The sequence below is a fragment of the Propionivibrio sp. genome (assembly GCF_049316945.1).
GTDB lineage: Bacteria > Pseudomonadota > Gammaproteobacteria > Burkholderiales > Rhodocyclaceae > Propionivibrio.
Window position 1 is genome coordinate 1 of record NZ_JBMOJE010000101.1, and the last position, 18,345, is coordinate 18,345.

General features: G+C 59.8%; 16 protein-coding genes. 6 read left to right on the plus strand and 10 right to left on the minus strand.

The features are described 5' to 3' along the window. Window positions 1-1,860: bifunctional diguanylate cyclase/phosphodiesterase (locus ACOYNV_RS19280; RefSeq protein ID WP_422901432.1), on the minus strand; the 1,860-nt coding region annotated here is incomplete at its 3' end. 10 nt (window positions 1,861-1,870) lie between these two features. Continuing rightward, window positions 1,871-3,286 carry a caspase family protein gene (locus ACOYNV_RS19285; protein WP_422901433.1) on the minus strand — a complete coding sequence of 472 codons (1,416 nt, stop codon included), beginning with the start codon at window positions 3,284-3,286 and terminating at the stop codon, window positions 1,871-1,873. Window positions 3,287-3,554: 268 nt separating this feature from the next. Here ACOYNV_RS19285 and ACOYNV_RS19290 point away from each other — a divergent pair, with 268 nt between their 5' ends. Beyond that, window positions 3,555-3,887: a hypothetical protein gene (locus tag ACOYNV_RS19290; RefSeq protein WP_422901434.1), complete on the plus strand. Its 333-nt coding sequence runs from the start codon at window positions 3,555-3,557 to the stop codon at window positions 3,885-3,887. Window positions 3,888-4,086: 199 nt separating this feature from the next. Here ACOYNV_RS19290 and ACOYNV_RS19295 read toward each other — a convergent pair whose 3' ends face one another. Further along, complete coding sequence (locus ACOYNV_RS19295) at window positions 4,087-4,539, minus strand: LysR family transcriptional regulator (RefSeq protein ID WP_422901435.1); 453 nt, start codon at window positions 4,537-4,539, stop codon at window positions 4,087-4,089. A gap of 399 nt (window positions 4,540-4,938) precedes the next feature. Between ACOYNV_RS19295 and ACOYNV_RS19300 the strand changes: the two genes are divergently transcribed. The 3 genes from ACOYNV_RS19300 (at window position 4,939) to ACOYNV_RS19310 (ending at window position 7,980) form a co-directional block, all read left to right on the plus strand. Next, window positions 4,939-5,538, plus strand: a complete 600-nt coding sequence (locus tag ACOYNV_RS19300; protein ID WP_422901436.1) for an FMN-dependent NADH-azoreductase — start codon at window positions 4,939-4,941, stop codon at window positions 5,536-5,538. Window positions 5,539-5,794: 256 nt separating this feature from the next. Beyond that, a complete protein-coding gene (locus ACOYNV_RS19305) occupies window positions 5,795-6,685 on the plus strand; it encodes a pirin family protein (RefSeq protein WP_422901437.1) in 891 nt (296 codons plus the stop codon). A gap of 587 nt (window positions 6,686-7,272) precedes the next feature. After that, window positions 7,273-7,980 carry a hypothetical protein gene (locus ACOYNV_RS19310; protein WP_422901438.1) on the plus strand — a complete coding sequence of 236 codons (708 nt, stop codon included), beginning with the start codon at window positions 7,273-7,275 and terminating at the stop codon, window positions 7,978-7,980. 295 nt (window positions 7,981-8,275) lie between these two features. Here ACOYNV_RS19310 and ACOYNV_RS19315 read toward each other — a convergent pair whose 3' ends face one another. The 6 genes from ACOYNV_RS19315 to ACOYNV_RS19340 form a co-directional block, all read right to left on the minus strand. Then, complete coding sequence (locus tag ACOYNV_RS19315) at window positions 8,276-9,808, minus strand: putative bifunctional diguanylate cyclase/phosphodiesterase (protein ID WP_422901447.1); 1,533 nt, start codon at window positions 9,806-9,808, stop codon at window positions 8,276-8,278. Window positions 9,809-9,852: 44 nt separating this feature from the next. After that, window positions 9,853-10,101 (minus strand): hypothetical protein, encoded by a 249-nt coding sequence (locus ACOYNV_RS19320; protein WP_422901439.1) that lies wholly within the window; start codon window positions 10,099-10,101, stop codon window positions 9,853-9,855. 74 nt (window positions 10,102-10,175) lie between these two features. Further along, on the minus strand, window positions 10,176-11,009 hold the full coding sequence (locus tag ACOYNV_RS19325; RefSeq protein WP_422901440.1) for a hypothetical protein: 834 nt from the start codon (window positions 11,007-11,009) through the stop codon (window positions 10,176-10,178). Continuing rightward, window positions 11,009-12,091, minus strand: a complete 1,083-nt coding sequence (locus ACOYNV_RS19330; RefSeq protein ID WP_422901441.1) for a SphA family protein — start codon at window positions 12,089-12,091, stop codon at window positions 11,009-11,011. The genes ACOYNV_RS19325 and ACOYNV_RS19330 overlap by 1 nt, the downstream gene beginning before the upstream one ends. Before the next feature lie 229 nt (window positions 12,092-12,320). After that, the gene (locus ACOYNV_RS19335) at window positions 12,321-14,030 is read right to left on the minus strand and encodes a TIGR03768 family metallophosphoesterase (RefSeq protein ID WP_422901442.1); all 1,710 of its coding nucleotides are present in this window, start codon (window positions 14,028-14,030) and stop codon (window positions 12,321-12,323) included. 227 nt (window positions 14,031-14,257) lie between these two features. Further along, window positions 14,258-15,673, minus strand: coding sequence for a DUF4139 domain-containing protein (locus ACOYNV_RS19340; protein WP_422901443.1), 1,416 nt, complete (start codon window positions 15,671-15,673; stop codon window positions 14,258-14,260). Between ACOYNV_RS19340 and ACOYNV_RS19345 the strand changes: the two genes are divergently transcribed. Together ACOYNV_RS19345 and ACOYNV_RS19350 are read left to right on the plus strand one after the other, a co-directional pair. Further along, a complete protein-coding gene (locus ACOYNV_RS19345) occupies window positions 15,672-15,911 on the plus strand; it encodes a hypothetical protein (RefSeq protein ID WP_422901444.1) in 240 nt (79 codons plus the stop codon). The two genes, ACOYNV_RS19340 and ACOYNV_RS19345, sit on opposite strands and share 2 nt — an antisense overlap. Window positions 15,912-16,273: 362 nt before the next feature. Beyond that, window positions 16,274-17,020: an SIR2 family NAD-dependent protein deacylase gene (locus ACOYNV_RS19350; protein ID WP_422901445.1), complete on the plus strand. Its 747-nt coding sequence runs from the start codon at window positions 16,274-16,276 to the stop codon at window positions 17,018-17,020. Between the two features lie 176 nt (window positions 17,021-17,196). Here the strand turns inward: ACOYNV_RS19350 and ACOYNV_RS19355 are convergent, their stop codons facing one another. Next, window positions 17,197-17,484, minus strand: coding sequence for a hypothetical protein (locus tag ACOYNV_RS19355; protein ID WP_422901446.1), 288 nt, complete (start codon window positions 17,482-17,484; stop codon window positions 17,197-17,199). Window positions 17,485-18,345: the final 861 nt, after the last annotated feature.

Below are 18,345 nucleotides of genomic sequence, written 5' to 3' on the forward strand. Positions count from 1 at the left end.
CACGCTGGTGTGAAAAGTGCCAAACCAATTGGGTCCTAACAGAAGAAATCTGATGTTGTGGCAAAGGACGCAGACGCCCTTGAGGAAACTCCGATTCTCGGGCGACGATGCCACGTCGTTGATGAAACTCGCGTCGATGTTGACGTAATCGAGTCCGCTGCCCTGCAATTGCCCTAGGCGATTGAACTCGCGCCCGTAGTGATCGGCGCCGACGCGGCAACCAAGCGCCTTCAGCTGCTGCACGAGGTCGCGAAATCCATCGGGAAAGCCAAACAAACCCTGCTCAGGAACGTCGATTGACAAGCGCTGTGCCAGTCCCGGCGCGGCCGCGATGATCGCTGCCAGGCGCGCAGCAAAACCGGCAACGCCGAGTGAATCGGCCGAAAGGTTCAGCGCCAGCCGGTCACTCGCTTTACCAAAGCCGGCCAGTCCGCCGGCCACCGCCAAATCGAAATCGGCGGTCAGTTTCAAGCGCGCCAGCTGCGGCAGGAAGCTTCCAGCCGCCAGCCATTCGCCACCCTCGTCGAGGCGCAGGCGGGCGAAACATTCACGCTGCATCAAGGTACCGTCGAAGGATCGCGTATCGAAGGCGGCGAGCATGATCCAGTGCTGCTCGAGCGCACGCTGGAGCTTGTCACGCCATTCCTGACTGCCGAGCGGGCGCACGGCATCGCTCGCTGCGGCGACCACACAACCGTTGCCACGTTCGGCTGCAGCCAGCGCGTTATCGAGGCGCGCCATCAGGCGACCAATGTCTTCGCCTGGAAGATAAGCCGTCGCCGCCGTTGCGGCGAGCGGAACCGCCGATTGTGCCGTTTCGTGCCAGGTGTGGGGCAAGGCGTTGAGATCACCGTCGACACGGGTGGCAATCGACTGTGCATCAACGCTGCCGGGCAGCAGAAGCGCGAAGTCGGACCCGTTGAGGCGGCCAGCGAAGGCCTGCGTCGTGTTGCCGGCATGGCTCGCGGCAATCGCGGCGGCCTGCCGGATCAAGGTATCGGTTGGCGCCCGGCCGGCGGTCAGGTTGATCAGCCCCAGCTCATGCAGCCGGAACAGGACCAGCACACCGGGCCCGCTCCCGACGTCAGGGTCGAGCGCGCCGCGCAACTGACTCATGAAATGGCTGCGCCTGGCAAGCTGCGTCAGTTCGTCGAGGTTTGCCGCCTGACGCATGGCGTCGAGCCGCCTGGCTTCCTCGGCGAACAATATCTGGATACGTTCGACCATCTGATTCATCGCTTCGCCGACGGTACGCAATTCGGGCACCGATGGCGGCTCGATGATCAGGTAACGGCGTTCGATAATACCCTGCGCCTGCGATGCAACATTCTGCAAGGGCTTGCTGATGCGTCCCAGGATCGCCACGGCGAGCCCGCTCAATACGCCGGTCGCGACCAGGAAAACCAGCAGCAAGGTCTGCGCGCTGCGGTAAAGATCGAGCGAGGCGAAGTCCGCGACGCTCTTGAGTTCGACCGTTCCAAACTGCCGGAAGCCGTCGCTGATCGGTGCCTTTCCCGGCATCGAAACGAGCGGCAAGAGGCGAACAAACCACTGCGGCGCGCCGCTCTCGCTGGGTGGAGCCAAGCGCTTCGCCAGCACGGCGCCCTGGGTATCGACCACCTCGATGCTCTGGTAGTGGCCAGTCTCGAAAAGCGAAACCACCTGCAGATCGATCGTCGCGCGGTCCTTGGGTAATTGCGACATGGACAGTGCCAGCGCGGCAGCATTGTCGTCGTTCTTGACCGCCAGTTGCTCTTCATGAAACGCCCGCGCAGCAAGCAGCGTGATGGTCAGGCTAGTGGCAAAGGCAAGCGTGATGCTGAGCAGGATGGACAGCAACAACTGTCTGTGAAGTGACATGGTCTCTTTCTTACCTTGGCGTGATAACAATGACAGCGGCGCCAAAAGCGTCCGAGCAGGCGCGCCAAAGCGAGAGATTACGCTCTTGCCCGCTGGCTTGGCAGGGCGCCTCGGCAGCGCGTAGCGAGGTGGTAGCAAAGTCGTGAAGCGCCTGGCGGGCGCTGGCGTCGGTGGCGAATGACTGGCCCGGAGCCGCCGGCAGCAACGCCAGGTCGCGTTCATTGTCGGCCAGGATCGCCAGCAGCGAAACGCCTGGAGCCAGCGCGCTGCGGCCGGCGATGCGCGGGAAGGTAAAGGTGGCGCCGGCGACGAGGCGGTTGCTGCCGTCTGCGACGGCCGGATAGACCAGACGCGCCGCATTGTCGCCGTCGCTGGCGATCAGGTACAGGTAGCCGACCGCCGACGAACGCAACGAAACAGCCGGGCCATCGACGCCGGCAGGGGAACGCAGGTTCTCAAGCACCATCTGCTTGCGCCCGTCGCGGCCACCGGCAATATCGTCGAATAGTCTGGCGATCGGCCCTTGGCCGCCCATCTTGTGCATAAATGGAACAAAAGCACCGTTGCCGCTCAGCGTGATCGCTGCACCCCCGGCGCCGGGCGAGCGCTCAAACGACTGCTGGGCACAACTGATTCGCTCCGAAATCGATAGCGCACCCGACTGGTCGAGGTCGGGCGCGTCAAGCAGCAGGCACCGGTTGACGGTCGCCGAGGGCGACTCATCGAACACCGCCTTGCCGGGCCGTCCGGCATGCACGCTGACAATATTGGACGTCGGCACGCCCGCCTTGCGAAGATCGCTCGTGAAGTTACGCCAGCGCACGTTCGCTTCGGGTCGGCAGGTGCTGCCCGGTGCCGCCGCTAGGCAACGTGCATTGAAGCCGCTGCCGCCGCGCTGCGGCGTTGCGCAGGAATCGAAGAAGACGACCGTCTTCTCGGCACGTTCGGCAACCGGCACGAGCAGCGCGGCCAGTTCGCCGTAGCCAAGCGCTTCGCCGTCAGCAGCCAGAAACAGCTCTTCGCAGCCACCCGGATGGTCGGGATCTGCTCGTCGCCGGCCCATTCCGGAAAAATAGATCAGTGCCCGGTCGGAGGGCGCCAAGCGCAGCGCCAGTTCAACGAGCATGCGCCGGATACCCTCGCCGCTCGCCTCGCGCTCACGCAGCGCGAATATATTGCTATCGGGAACTCCCGCTGCTCTAGCGACGGCGCGGGCCAGGTCGATATCGCGCTGGGCGCCGGCCAGCCTGGGCAGGCCTGGATAATTGGCGATCGAGATCAGCAGGGCGAAGCGTCCGCCACGCAGCGGCGGAACCACTGCCCAAGCCTGCACCGACGCCAAGCCGAGGCAGAGCAAACAAAACCATAAAAGTTGCCTGGCCGGCCCCCAGCAGGCAGGCGCTTTCGTTTCATAGACTGGGGTCACGGATGCGTTCATCGGTTAAAGAGACCGTCGAGTCCTGTTTCGGTGGGTAATCGTTCGTTCCGGCTGATCATTATCGTCGGGATTTCTGCCGTATGCCGAATGTCACTTCGGCCGCAACTTCACTAGACGCTGTATAGCATTTTTCACTCGAACCCGATGATGTTTTTGACGGACGAGGGCGACTGAATCGACAGGAAATCAAACGTGCGAGAGGGCAAAATCTGCTGGCATCAATTGCTGACCCACGCCCCTAGTCATGGGGCATGCCATGGCCATTACTGCAGATATCTGGAGCCTCCCGGAGAGCATCGAGGTACGGGAAGATGCGGAACTTGACTGTGCCAGGCTGGCCATCCCGGTGGAAGCGCTTTACCACGTTCGCCGGGCCTTGGCCGAACCGCTCGCCGAGCTTGATGAAATGCGTGGTCACGTGAGCATCGACGGCACCTGCAACCGTCAAAGCCTGGCCTGGGAAGGCGTTTTGGCGCTCGGCCGGAATGTCCGCCGCCCAAAACACGTTACGTCGCATTTGGTTCGAAAGGGTGAGTCGCCATTTTTGACAATCAGACGTTCCGGCTTACTGCCACTGATTTTTGCTTAGTTATAGTCGAACGGCTGCAATGTGCGACACAGCTGCCGCTCAAGTTGCTGCCCCCCGATGGCCACTGAGGCCGAGGCTCAGACCGCCACGCCAAAATCCCGAACGGCAGGTTTTCGATAACTTAGCCGCCATTGCTCATGAAAACATCATCAGACCGTTCTGGGTCGGGTCCGGCCAGCTGGAAGGCACTTGCCAAAGATCAACAATCGTTGCTGCTCTGCACCATTAGCAGAGAATCATGGATAGCAAAAATATCCGGCTGAACAGCCATTTTTTGACGGATAAGTAATGACATAAGCTTAACTGCTTTGGCCGTTCCATTGCACCCCAAACCCCGTTCGACAAAATCGGGCGGCAGCGACACGCGCAAGATTCCGCGTGGAATCTCCTGCTGGTGCAGCGCCATCGCCGTGGCGGCTTCGGTTTCGTCGAGCAAGCGTTTGGCGTGATCCAGAATCCGTTCGCCGAATTCGGTAATGGCCAAACGGCGGGTGCTTCGCTTCAGCAGGCGCTCGCCGAGTTTTGTCTCGAGCAGGGTGATGCGTCGTGACAGCGTGGACTTGGGCAAGCCCGTGCGCTCGGCGGCCCGCGAAAAACTTCCGGCTTCCATGATGCGGGCAAAGAGAATGAGATCGTTGGCATCGAGGCTCATGTGCATCCTTATTGTTCCATTATCAGAACAATGATACCCATTTTGACTGCTTCCGGATCGCTGGCGTCGCCAATAGAATGCGTTTCATGGGTTCAGCAATGGCTGGCCTCAGATTCTGACCAACAGGCATGGCTTTGAAAGGCACCAAAAATTATGAAAGCCATGCCCGTTTCCCTCCCTTGCAGGGCGCATTCCGGCTTACCAGCCGGAATCGCTCGATGGGCGCGGAGCATGCTCCGCGAAATCCCCATCTCGCCCCCCGACCCCTCTGATGAAACTACTAGCCACTCGACTAAGCTGCCAAAAGACGGCAGCCAAGTCGCTGGTTATCCCAGAGGGCGAGGGGGAGGTTCGAGAGTCGCTGGCGCGACTTTCACGTTAATACTGGAGAAACCGATCATGAAAATTCTGCAAATCAATGCCAGTGCCCGTTCCGCTGGTTCCAACTCGACCCGCCTGGCCGCTGCCGTAAGCGCTCGTCTGCAGGCACAAAACCCCGCTGCCAGCATCGAATTGCGCGATCTGGCCAGTGCTCCGCATCCCGTTCTCGATGAGCCTTCGCTGACGGCCCTGTTTACGCCGGCCGAACAGCGTACGGCCGAGCAGAACGCCCGGGTTGCCCTTGATGACGCGCTGATCGCCCAGGTTCAGTCGGCCGATGCGATTGTGCTCGGCGTCCCGATGTACAACTTCGGCATTCCGGTGCAACTGAAAACCTGGATTGACGACATTGCACGTTCCGGCGTGACCTTCCGTTACACGGCGAATGGTCCCGAGGGCCTGCTCAAGGGCAAGAAAGTGTATGTGGCTCTGGCCCGTGGCGGCCTCTACCGCGACACCCCGGCCGACTCCCAGGTGCCTTATCTGAAGAGCGTTCTCGGCTTTCTGGGCATGACGGATATCGAGTTCATCTACGCCGAAGGCCTGGCCATGGGCGCGGACGCGGCGAGCAAGGCCTTTGCCGAAGCCGAGGAACAGATGGGCGAATTGCTTGCCTGAATGGTCGTGAAAAAATGCCTGAACACCCACCGCAGAGCCGCAAAGGTGACCGAAGGAAATGCAGAGCCGCAGAGGTTTCGCAGAGAAAACCTTTAAAACCAGTGGGGTTCCTCTGCGTTTTCTTTGCCCCTTTGCGTCTCTGCGGTGGATTTTTTATATTTTCACAGACTCTGATACGTGTTACGGCAGGCGAGGGCGCGCTCGGGACACTGGCTGCGTCCAGCCGATTTCAATCACTTGATGAAGGACACAAATCATGACATCGCATTCCAATGAATCAGGTCATCAGTTCAGAAGCATTGAACGCCTCGTTAAAGGCCTGCCGACCTCGGACGGGGCCGGCGTTAAATTGACTCGTGTGCTGACCCAGCAGTTGCAGCATCGACTCGACCCGTTTCTGATGCTCGACGCCTTCCGCAACGAGAATCCGGAAGACTATATCGGCGGCTTTCCCGATCATCCGCATCGTGGCTTCGAGACGGTGACCTACATGATCGCCGGGCGCATGCGCCACCATGACAGTGCCGGCAACGCCGGGCTGCTCGGGCCGGGAGGCGCGCAGTGGATGACTGCCGGCAGCGGTTTGATCCATTCCGAACTGCCGGAACAGGAGGAAGGTCTGATGGAGGGATTCCAGCTTTGGCTCAACCTGCCGGCCAGGAACAAGATGGTGGCGCCGAGCTATCGCGATATTCCTTCGCCGGCCATTCCTGAATTCACCACCGCAGAGGGCGTTCGGGTGCGTGTGATTGCTGGTTCCAGTCATGGCGTAGCTGGCGCCGTGCAGCGTCCGGATACCGAGCCGCTGTACCTGGACGTGCATCTGCCGGCCGGCTGTCGTTTTGTGCAGCCGGTTCCAGTCGGGCACAATGCCTTCACCTATACCTATCGCGGAAGTGTTCAGGTGGCCGGTACGACAGCGCCGGACCGCCACATGGCCATTCTCGCCAACGATGGCGCCGATGGCGTCTGCGTTGAGGCGCAGGAGGACTCCCGTCTGCTGATCGTCGCCGGCAAGCCACTGAACGAACCGATTGTTCAGCACGGCCCGTTTGTCATGAACAGCACCGAGCAGATCCAGCAGACGCTGCGCGACTACCAGGCGGGCAAGTTCGAAGCGGCGGAGGTTCAGGTGGTTAGCGCTTGAATCGCGTAACCTGAACTGCGGGAATTCAGTTCCGACCTCAGATTCGACCTTATTGCTCATGGCTGCAAGCCATGTACATAGGTCGTTTGCAGGCCATGTGCCTGAAGATGCGCGTATTTACTCGCTCTCCGGAGTCACTGGCTGTAGATCGCCAATTCACGCGGCTCACAGGCGATTGACCCGGTTTGCTTCTCTCACACGTCAGGGGTGCCGAGCCAGACCCGCAACGCCCGTCAATAGGCGTTCTTCAGGCACTGTGCCTGGCCTGCCGCATGAGCATTGGCTCCGGCCGATGCCTGCTCCAGGATGGCCGTATTTATTGGCCTCCAGCCATTCGGCAGGCGTTGCACCGGCTATTCGACAAGCCGTAACAGGGCTGCGGATAACTTCCGCAGCAGACTTCCATGTAGCTTGAATATGGCATATCGAGTATTGACGTGGACCGGCTGCCAGGTGCAGCCTGTCACTGAATGATTGTTGCGGATACATTCCCGATTCAGGAAAGCGGTGGTGCCGGTTGCGCAACCCAATTGCTCAATGCGCGAAAGTTCGGTACGTTCTGGTGAATATTTTTTCGAGGAGTAGTCATGGACGATCTCTGGAGCAAGGCCAAGGAATTGGCAAACGAAGCCGCCAGCGCAGTTGCTGAAGCCGCCAAGTCGGTTGCTGAAAGCGCACACGGACTGGCCGACAAGACGGCGGAAGTCGCCGTAGAAGCCTGGGATGTCACCAGGAAAGCCGGCGTCGAAGTTGGCGACGAGTTAAGCAAGGTGGCCGGCGCGGCCTCCTCCGCTCTCGGTGAAACCAGGAGCAAACTCGCTGATGCCGCCGAGGGGACTTTGAATGCCACCAAGGAGGCTGCCGGTTCGCTTCGCGAGTGCGCGGGCAAACTGGTGGAAGATACCGCGGCACTTGCAGCGAGCGCCGCCGACAAGACGGCCAGCGTGGCGAGCGAGGTGATCGCCGGGGGCAAGGCGACGCTGGGTTCGGTGGCCGAAACGGTCAAGAGTACCGCCGCCACGGTCAGCGATGAAGCAGGCAAGGTCACCAGCTCGACCGCCGCCGCCTTGGGTGAGGCCAGGAGCAAGGTGTCGGAAGCCGCCAGTCAGGCGTGGGCCGCCACTCGTAACGTTGTCGCCGGGGCTGGCGAGGGCGCCGGAAAACTGGCCGACGAGGCAACAGCAGCCACCGCCAGCGCTGCCGACAAGACGGCCGACCTGGCGAAAGATGTCGCCGAAGAAACCCGGGCGGCAGCAACCCAGGCGGCTGACACCGTCAAGAAAACGCTTGCCTAGCGAGCAATAAACCTAAAAACCGCAGTTGACAGCGACTAATTGACCGCAACTCCAGGTTTGACGGGTGTTTAGCCCTCACCCCAACCCTCTCCCGCGGGGAGAGGGAGTTTGCACCCTTCTCCCCGCGGGAGAAGGGCCGGGGATGAGGGCTTGCGACATTGGCATCACATCCAACTGAGGTTTTTAGGATAAACCTGGGAAGCGCAATTGACATCGAAGCTCAAGCAGAACCGGCTATACAGCCTGTCCTCGTGGGACGACGAGAAGCAGCCGGTTGCAGCCGGTCAATCGCGGTTCATGCCGATGCCGTGCTGGCATGCAGCCGCGCCAGCCACGCTTCGACCGGCTCCGGGCGGCCGTACAGGTAACCCTGATAGATGACCGTTCCCCGGGCCTTGAGAAATTCGGCCTGGGCTTCGTTTTCCACGCCTTCGGCGACGACCTGCAGGTGCAGGTGATGTGCCACGGCCAGGATGGTTTCGACCAGCGCCACGTCGTTGAGGTTGGTCGGAACGTCATCGATGAAGCTCTTGTCGATCTTCAGTTCGTGGATCGGCAGACGCTTCAGGTAGGACAGGCTGGAATAGCCGGTGCCGAAGTCGTCCATGGAAAAGTGCAGGCCGAGCGTCGTCAGCGTGGTCATTTTGGCCACCACGTCGGCGACGTCGCCGATCACCAGCCCCTCGGTCACTTCCAGTACCAGGCGAGATGGATTGGCCCCGCTGGCGTCCAGTTGACGCTTCACTTCGTCGACGAAATCAGGACGGCTGAAATGGCGGGGGCTGACATTGACCGCGATGCGCAAGACCTGGCCTTCATTCTCCAGACGCGCCAGCAGGCGGCAGACTTCGGACAACATCCAGCGGTCGACCGCCACAATCAGGTCGGAGGCTTCGGCCAGCGGAATGAAAGCGCCGGGCAGGACCAGGCCACGCTCGGGATGTTCCCAGCGCACCAGCGCCTCAGCGCCAACCTGACGTGCCGCGGCATCGACCTGGGGCTGGAGATAAAGGCGCAGTTGCCGGTTGTCGATGGCATGACGCAACTCACGTTCCAGTTCGTAGCGTGCCTTGACCGTTTCGCCCATTCCGGACTCGAAGAAGACAGCGCGACCGCCACCTTCGGCTTTGGCCTGATGCATCGCCGTGTCGGCCTGGCGCAATTCGTCGGAAGCCGTTTCCTGCGCTGACGCGGGGAACAGGGCGACACCGATGCTGGCATCGAGATGGACGGCTTCGCCCCCCGTCTCGATCGTTTCACGCAGCGCCGTACGCAGTTTCTCGGCGACGATCAATGCCGCACGACCGGCGCCATCCAGGCTCAGCTCAAGGCGCGGCAGCAGCACGGCAAATTCATCCGAATCGAGCCGGGCCAGCACGTCGTCGGCGTGCAGGATCTGGCCGAGGCTGTCGGCGACGGCTTTGAGCAGCGCATCGCCGGCGGCCAGGCCGCGGGCCTCGTTGATGTTCTTGAAACGGTCCAGATTGAGCAACAGCACGGCGGTAAAACGGCCTTCGCGCTGGGCGTTGCCCAAGGTCTGTTCCAGCCGCTTGAGAAACAGCGCGCGATTGGCCAGCCCGGTCAGGGCGTCGCGCCAGGAGAGATGCTCCGCCGCCTGCTGGGCCTGCCGGATTTCACTCAGATCGGCAAATACGGCGACGTAATGCGTGACCTTTCCTGCCTCGTTGCGGACACTGCTGACCGTCTGCAATTCGGGAAAAACCTCGCCATTCTTGCGCCGGTTCCACACTTCGCCGGCCCACGTTCCGTTGGCGCGCAGGGCCGCCCACATGGTCTGATGGAAGGCCTTGTCGTGGCGGCGATAAATGCTTGGCCCGGGCCATCAGTCCGCTTTCGAGCCTACGCGAAGATTCAGGGAATGTAGCCAGGCGCGTTGGGGCCCAGGTTGTCGTCACCGTATTCATAGGATTTCAGGTAGCGGTCATCCGGGATGTAGCCTTCCTCGCTGACACCGGTCACCTGGCCGTTGCCGTCGACGACAACCTCTTCGTCACCAACCACCATTCCATCCTGGAAGTCCACCCGCTCCATCACATAGGGGCCGCCACAGCCGCCGATCAACAAGCCAAGCAAAAGGTACAGCACGGTTCGGTTACGCACGGTTTTCAACTCCTCAGTAGTTTGGCGCGTGAGCGCCTGTTAATAATTCCGGCATCGCGCCGGGTGGGAAAAAATCATTCCGGAAAAAGAAACTGGACTTGCACCCGCAACTGCCAATTCGGGGCGTCATCCGGACGAACAACATTGTAATAGGCAGACAACTGCGTGTTCACCGGCTGCTTGCCAACGTGGAAAATGTGGCCGATGCCGCCGCCGAGCGGCACCGTCCAGCGCTGGCTGCTTTCGGCCTTCCAGTTCACGGTGTTCATCATCGACGAGGTCAGGTAGGTGCCGCCGGGGAAGTTGTAATTGATGATCGGCTGGATCAATCCGTTGTTGTAGCTGCCACCTGGCTTGTCGCCGGTTACCGACCAGATGTTGTTGACCACCACGCCGTAGACCCAGGGGTCTCCCTTTGCGATATGGATCATGACGAATGACGGCCCCAGGCCCCAGTTGTCGTTACCCAGCCGATTGTCGGTGTGGGTGGGCAACTGGGTTACCGCACCCACCCGCCAGATGAGGCCCTCCTGCTGGGCCGGGGACAAGAACAGGTTGAGCTGCAGGTCGCCCAGCCCGGTCTTTGACTCCTGCCCGGGCACGTCTCCCGGCTGGGTGATTATCGGCAGGATGGTGCGCGTGACTAACTTCCAGTCGCTGCCACGGCCAACGGGAATGATCGGCTCGATGTTCATCACGTTCTTGGTGCGGTTGCGGGGCCCGGTGTTGAACTCGATATTGTTCTGGAAAGGCAGGCTGATCATCTCGCTGACCGGGTTTTGCGACATCTTGGCCAGATCCTCGTTGCTCAGCTCGGCCGCTGCCGCAGACGTCAGCCCTGCGGCGAGGCCGAGCGTCATCAATACGAAGGGTCGGACTGCTTTTCGCCGACATGGTGTGGATAACATCAGAATTTGACCGTCCCGGTAAGGAAGAAAGTATTGCCCTTGAGCCGGTTCTCGACCCCGGACTCCTGATAGTAGCGCCCGTTGATGAACAACTGTTGTTTCTGTCCGAGGGGAATCATGCCGCCGATGATCGGGCCCAGACTGTAAACCCGTCCCTTGTAGGCGCTTGTGGCTCCACTGCCACTGTCACCGGTCAGTTGCTGGTAAGCGTAAGCGACGAGTCCAAGATAGAACTTCTCCGAAACATGCTGGATCACCGTCAGGTCGAGGTGGAATTCGTCTCCTGACTTGTAATCGGTCGCCGGGTTGATCTGGTTGAAAGTGATCCCTGCCGCACCGGATACTTCGAGTCCTGTCGCCTCGTTCAGCCAGGTGAGCGCTGCCATCGGCTCGATCGCCCAATGATTTCTGCCCACATTGACCGCACGCTGCTTGTCGAAGCTGCCGGTCGGGGCATAGACGTTGAGCATGGCCATCGAGTGCAGGCGTCCGTCGTGCCAGCCCAGCAGGCCGGTCAGCGTCGTATCGCCGATGCCGCTGTCACGCTGGCTGTCTTTCCCGCTCAAAGACAGGCTGTGGCTACGGCCGGAGGGTCCGGTCAAGGAAAACACGCCACTGGCGGTCAGGTCGAGATCGGCTTTGGCGTAGGGCAGGAGCACCGCCAGCCCAGGGTTGCCGCCGAGCATGGTTTCGGTGAATACATGGGTCAGCGAAAAAAGACTGGAGGCGGAATCAACCTGGGTCTTGATGCTGCCGGTGAGTTGCTCCTGCAGTTTCAGGTGCGTGCCGGCGATGGACACCTGACGGGTGGCCGAAACGTTGGCGGTGGAGGTGCCGTTGTAGGCGTAATAGTTGACGCTGAAATAACTTCCCGGATCGGGCATGAGACCGGCCTGGGGCGCAATATAGCCCAGCGCATAAACCCCCGAACCGCCTTCCACCGCCTGCACACCTCCGGCATGACCGAATGCGGCTACGAGACCCGCGAGCAGCGCGGCACAGCGGAGGGCGTGCCGGGTTTTGCGCAAGGGTGTGGGGCGTGCCGCTGCATCGTGGCTACGATCCTGAATTGATTGCTGCATCGAGAGTGCCTTCCCTGGATTGATACTTGAAACCTCAGTTTAACCACGGCGAACACGGCGGGCACGGCGAATACCTTGGTTTCTGGCGTTTCTTCGGCGTCACCCAGCAGGTGATTGAATTGTTCAGCATAAGCTCTTGTTTTGTCGCTGTGTTCGCCGTGCCCGCCGTGGTTAATTGCTTTTTTCAGATTGATTCTTGATCTTCTATTTGCTTGTGTGCAGATGCGCTTTATTTGCCAACCGGTGTTCCCAGCTTCCTTAGTTTTTCCTGCATTTCGGGGAGCAGTTTCTTCACCAGTTCGCCGTTGTAGGAGGCCGTCGGCATGGGCCTGATGCTCGGATCGCCAGTCGGATTATTGGTATGAACATTGGTATTGACGATCTGCTGCGCGGCAATGGCGTAGGCCCGCGATTTTGCCGCCGGGCTTCCCTCCCTGACCGCCGGGTCGACGTTGGTCGTCACCATTGAAATGGTGTTGTCGCTGTTGAGGAAGATCTCGAAAGTGCGGAACTGCTGGGGATAATCCCGCAATGACGAGGTTTCAACCTGCCAGAAACCATTTTCGGGGGTGGCGCCGGGAAATGCCTTGACGGTATTCAGGTGGCGATGCCCGGCAAGCCACAGCATGAAATTCGGGTGGCTTTGCAGTTCCTTGATCAGATCCGGCTCGCTGACCGCATTTTTGGCATCGTTCCACCAGCCCAGCTCGGAACCGCTTTTTTCGACACCGATCGGCACGTGCGCCGCGATGATCATCAGTTGCCCGGCCGCCTGGCCGGCCGCCAGTTCCTTTTTTAGCCAGTCATAGCGTGCCTGGTCAAGAAAGCCGTGGCCGTGGATGTCGGGCGAGCCATCGTCTTCGCGTTGCGTATCGTCGAGTACGATGACCTTGATCGGCAGCGACGGCTTCGGCACGAAGCTGTAACAGGTAAACCCCTTGCTGGCGTCGTTTTCGTTGAAGCCGTGGCCGCGCGGGTTCGAGGTGCTGGAAAAAAACTCCTGCATCCACTCGCTGCGCGTGAGCGAGCGGCGATCCGGATCGGCGACCACCTTTGGCGCGCTGCTGAACGCTCCGACCGGCCCGGCGCCTTTGATGTCACCGTAAGGCGTCGATCCGTCGAGCACGCCCATGTAGTAATCCGGCTTGCTGATGTTTCTCGGGTCGATCAGGACATCGCCGCAGGCGAATACCGTGTCGCTGATGTAGGACTGCCGAAGTTCGTCATTGACCGGGAGCGATCCGATCCAGAAATGATCGTGGTTGCCGATGGCCTGGTACCACGGGATCGACTTGTCGATCCCCGCCGCCTTGTAGGGCTGCTGATAATCGATACTGTCGGCACCGGCGTGGGCACCGGAGCTCGGGGTGATGACCTTGCCGTCGAGGACGTCGATATACCAGCGGAGTTCGTTGTACTGGGTGCAGTTGCAGGTATCACCCAGGGACATGCCGAAATCGACCGGATTTTTCCTGTGCAGGGCGTTGACCGTCTGCACGGCGGCGTCGAGAACATGCGTGGTGTACAGCATCACCGGTGAATAGATCGAGGTGACGAACGACCAGGGCGCCTTGCCCTTCGACGGATAAACGAGTTGCTGCAGATAGATCAACTGCGAAGGTGATTCCTTGTCGGTGATGTGGATGTCGCTGATGGTGAAGAAATGCAGCAGTTTCGACTTTTTGCTGACGGCCGCCTGGCTATAGCCGGCCGGCATGAGGTCGGTGCGCAACTCGGATTTGAGGCTGGCGCCAAGCGTCCAGTTGCCGTAGCCGTACTGCTTGAACTTCGAAACCTGGTCGAGAAGAATCGTCGCCGAAGGCGTCGGGCCAGGCACCACCGTTTTCTTGAGCGTCGTGAAAGCGACGGAGGAAATCGGGTATTCCTTGAGCGGATTGGCACTGGCGACGGCCTCGCCAAACCCGGTCAATCCGGGCACGGCGAGCACCGAGTATTACAGAAAATCACGACGATTGACCATGTTCAAACCCCATCGGTTGTGAAAAATGATTAAACACCCACCGCAGAGCCGCAAAGGCGCAGAGGTTTCGCAGAGAAAACCTTTACCAACAATCTGGGCTCCTCTGCGTTTTCTCTGCGTCTCTGCGTCTCTGCGGTGGATTCCTGGTATTTCAACAAGCCCTCACCTGAAAACCGATTGTGCAACTACCACTTCACTCTGACCGTGTATTCCAGCGTGGTGCTGGCTTCCGGGGGGATTCTTGCTTCCCAGCGGGCGGTGCGGGATGAGGTTTTCGTATGCTTCAGGTTTTCCTGAATGATTTCCCAGTCGCCGGGTATGGGTTCCTGAACCTGTACAACCACCTCTTCCGGCTTGGCGTTGCGGATGACCAGGCGATAGCTGGTTTCCGCCACCTTGTCGCTGACCAGCTTGTAGTTGGTCTGCTTGCGATCGGCGGTGATGTCGAAGGCTTCGCCCAGGCGAAGGCGCACGGTTTCGTTCTTGGCCGTGTGTTCGATACGGTCTTCGCCGACGAACTGCGCCGCCCCCTGGCTGTCGCGGGCGTAGGCGCGCACGATGCCGGCGGGCAGTGGCTTGCCCAACTGCCCGCCCTTGTTGCGCAGGATAATGAAAACCGCCGGCTTGAGCTTTTCGCCCAGGCTGTCAAAGAGGGCGCGGTAGTAATAGTCGGCACCGGCCAGCAGGTATTCATGCTCGACCGGCACGCCGCTGGCCGAGAGCAGCGCCAGTTGCTTGGTCTGGTTGACCGCGAGGGTGGTCGGGTGGTCGAAGGTATAAAGGTGGTAGTCCATCAGCCCTTCTTCGCGCGGGGGAGGCGCCATGCTTGACCTTGCCGCCGGCGAGGGCGCCGGCATGTTCGCCATCTGGTAGCCTTGGCGCACGCGATTCACTTTTCCGGCGACCAGTTGCAGGTGAGCATTTTCAAAAGTCGTCCCGCTGCTGTTGGTCAGGGTCACCCAGCCGGAGAGATCGAGAGACTTGCCATCCGCCGCCAGTTCGGCCACGTAGTCGGCCCGCCAGGAAATGCCGCCGGTCAGATAGGAAAGCTCCAGGGTCTGCTGGCCGCCGCCGCCTTCGAACAGCACCGACAGGGTCGGCCGGTCGCGCAGATTGGAGGGCACGCTGTCATAAGCGATGCGGCCTGGCACGCCGGTCTCGATGCGGTCGGCAAAGCGCAGCACGGTGCCTTGCCCGGCGGCCAGAACGGTGGCCTTTTCCCGCGTTTCGACGCCAGTGGCCGGATTGCTGCGGATAACGGTGACTTCCCGCCCGACATATTTATCGAGCAGCTTCTCGGGAGTCAGCAGATCGAAATCGAAGTTTTGCTCGATCAGGGTGATCGGCCTGCCGCTCACCGCCCGCAGGAGAGCCGTTTCCGCTTGAAGCTGGGCCGAAACCTCGCGTAGCGAAAGGCGAACCGTGCCGGCGGGCAGGTTGATCTGGCGCTTTTCCTTGACCAGGGCCAGGTTGTCGTTATAAACGGTGACCGCCGTACTGCTGCGGTCAGCGGCGGTGGAAACGACTTCTGCCGGCGTTGCCGCCTGGGTCGTCGCAACACCCGCCCAAGCGGTGAGTAAAAAGAAGAACACTGACTTCATGGCAGCCTCCGCTGAAGTTGATGAGGGCACTTTGACCTCATCGAAAGGGATTGTTGCCGGCTCTGTCGCATCAGGCAAGATCGGCCGGATTTCGGATCTTTATTTCAATGGTGCTCTGTATGCAATTTGTCAGCCAGAACATCTGAGCGTTTTAGAATCGAGCATCAGCTCGGGTCAAGGGAACAAATGGCTGGTAGCGTTCTTTGTGATTAACTTTATCACCTTAGTGATATCTTGATCCATCGAAGGATTGAAAATAATGACCGATATGAGATGGTTGCGCCCTTGCCTTGCAACGATAAGAATTGGATTCTGCGTATTCTCTGCGCCGAATGAGTTTTAAGTAAATCAATCCCCGTCGATTAGCGCATGGATAGGCGATCTGTAAGGCATGCGCCTGAAGAGTGGCGTGCTTGAACGATCTCGGGTCAGCCTGTCTGTAGAATGCCAATTATCAAGGTCGCCTCGATTATCCTGCCCATGATTCGGCCAATCCTGACAAGCAGATGCCAATTTCAGGCGTATCGAACCGGTTTGATGCAGGCGACTTTCCATGATCCGGCGTGTAAACTTCGGTAGATTCAAGTCTGAGGAGCAACCATGGACAAAACAATCGCAAACCTGCTCACAGCGCTAGCGAAAGCCAGTGAAGTGGTCATCTTCACCGGTGCCGGACTCTCGGCAGATAGCGGAATACCGACCTTCCGGGACGGTGCCACGGGGCTATGGGCCAACATCGATCCGGAGGAAGTGGCCAGCATCGAGGGCTTCAGGAAGGCCCCTGAAAAGGTCTGGGCATGGCATGAAGCGATGCGCGCATTGTTCGCGAAGGTGCGGCCCAATGCCGGGCATGAAGGTATTGCCGCGCTTGAGAGCCTGTTGCCTGACGCCCGCGTCACGGTCATTACCCAGAACATCGACGGCTTGCATCAGGCGTCTGGCAGCACCCGGGTTATCGAGATTCACGGCAGCGCCTTGCGCATTCGCTGCCACCGTCACTGCGGGTTCGTCGACCCGTGGCAGGCCGGCCAGTCTGCGCCGCGCCAGTGCCCGTCCTGCGGCGCACTGGCGCGGCCGGATGTCGTGTGGTTTGGTGAAGCCCTCGACGAGGACGTATTTTCCCTCGCGGCAGAGGCCGCGTTTGATGCCGATATCTTTTTCACGGTAGGTACCTCGGCGATCATCCAGCCGGCGGCGAGCCTTCCGATGGCGGCGAAGGAATACGGCGCCCTGCTCGTGGAGATCAATCCGCACCAGACGCCTTTTTCCGAGCATGCGAATTATTCGATTCGCGCCGGCGCATCGGAGTTTTTCCCGGCACTCCGGAAGGCGCTCGCTGAAGAGTGAGGTTTGACAACAAGCATAAAGGCGTTACAGCGCAGACCGAGAAGGAAGACAGCAATTCTCATTATTAAAATCATGCCCGGTAGCGAACGGCGCGGTTAAAGAACGGGAAAGCGAAAGACGGTTGTTTCACCCGGTATCGTACGGTTCTGCGTCCGGACGTTTGCCCATAAAGCGCATCAAGTGGTTCCAGTCATCGAACGGAAGGTAGTAGCATTGACGTGCGTTACGTCATGGCGTTCGCTGACCAGGCGCAAACGCACCGGCGACAACTCGGCCAGCGCACATTGGAGCGTGGGCGGCGGCTCAGGCGCAATCAGTACCGCCGGTTCGCTTCGGCGCCGAGTCTTACCCGAACCCGGCCCGCTGCTCTTGAGGGGCGGCAGATGAATCTCTTCCGCCTGATCGAGTTGTTCGAGCAAGCTACGCGCCGCATCCTCCTTGGGCTCCCCGCGAGCGTCGTCCAACCCAGGTGCTCGCTCAGCGTCAGAATAGCCTCGGATCGCGATAGGCTTGGAAAGTTGGCGAGAAAACGACGAATGTATGCCACATCCTCGCCCCTGACTTCGCAGCAACCGTGCCGCAATACGTACGGATCAACCAATGCCATCGAGCACGTTTCTCATAATCAAATTGAGCCACGGTCGATTATCTCAAAGCAAATAGTGCTTGTTTAGCGTTTTCGCGATGCGTTATTTTTAACTCAGCCTCCAAACCCTTGCGCCATCATGGGGGCGCGGTTCGTGCGTCAGGATTGTGGTCTTGAGGATACTATTACCAACGGCGCCAGCCCCCGGTAACCGCGAATCTTTTATGACCAATGCCCTGAAGGCTAATGTTTATGCGGGTCTTCAGGCATCTATTCTAAGGGCACGGCGAACCGTTTCCGGCACCGTGTTCTGGTAGCGGTCGGTCAGGGTGACTCGACTTCAAGGGTGGCCACCATAGCGCACTCCGATCAAAGGGATGGACAGTACTGATGGGAATGCAATCGCCTTGCCTTATCAATGTCGTCTCCATGGCGAATGCCTTCATGACAAAGCTGTTCGCGGCAGAAGCCAAGCGGGTGTGCTCATGCCTTGCCGGTATTCAATCTCAGCATCAGCGTCAGCGGATGCAACGGCGACGACTGAAAACCATAGTGTTCGTAGAACTCCTTGGCGCGCTCGTGAAGGGCATGCACCAGCAAAGCTCGGACACCAGCGTTCTGAGAAATTGCTACAGCCCGGTTGACCGCGTCTTGCAGTAGGGATGAGCCAAGCTTGATGCCCTAGTGTTATGGCCCGCTCAAATCCAGACAAACAAACCCGAGCTGGATGAGGATGGGA

Coding starts and splice junctions, on each gene's coding strand:
- ACOYNV_RS19290 (WP_422901434.1), top strand. CDS start 3,555: ATGGCCATTACTGCAGATATCTGGAGCCTCCCGGAGAGCATCGAGGTA.
- ACOYNV_RS19295 (WP_422901435.1), bottom strand. CDS start 4,539: ATGAGCCTCGATGCCAACGATCTCATTCTCTTTGCCCGCATCATGGAA.
- ACOYNV_RS19300 (WP_422901436.1), top strand. CDS start 4,939: ATGAAAATTCTGCAAATCAATGCCAGTGCCCGTTCCGCTGGTTCCAAC.
- ACOYNV_RS19305 (WP_422901437.1), top strand. CDS start 5,795: ATGACATCGCATTCCAATGAATCAGGTCATCAGTTCAGAAGCATTGAA.
- ACOYNV_RS19310 (WP_422901438.1), top strand. CDS start 7,273: ATGGACGATCTCTGGAGCAAGGCCAAGGAATTGGCAAACGAAGCCGCC.
- ACOYNV_RS19325 (WP_422901440.1), bottom strand. CDS start 11,009: ATGTTATCCACACCATGTCGGCGAAAAGCAGTCCGACCCTTCGTATTG.
- ACOYNV_RS19330 (WP_422901441.1), bottom strand. CDS start 12,091: ATGCAGCAATCAATTCAGGATCGTAGCCACGATGCAGCGGCACGCCCC.
- ACOYNV_RS19345 (WP_422901444.1), top strand. CDS start 15,672: ATGGCAGCCTCCGCTGAAGTTGATGAGGGCACTTTGACCTCATCGAAA.
- ACOYNV_RS19340 (WP_422901443.1), bottom strand. CDS start 15,673: ATGAAGTCAGTGTTCTTCTTTTTACTCACCGCTTGGGCGGGTGTTGCG.
- ACOYNV_RS19350 (WP_422901445.1), top strand. CDS start 16,274: ATGGACAAAACAATCGCAAACCTGCTCACAGCGCTAGCGAAAGCCAGT.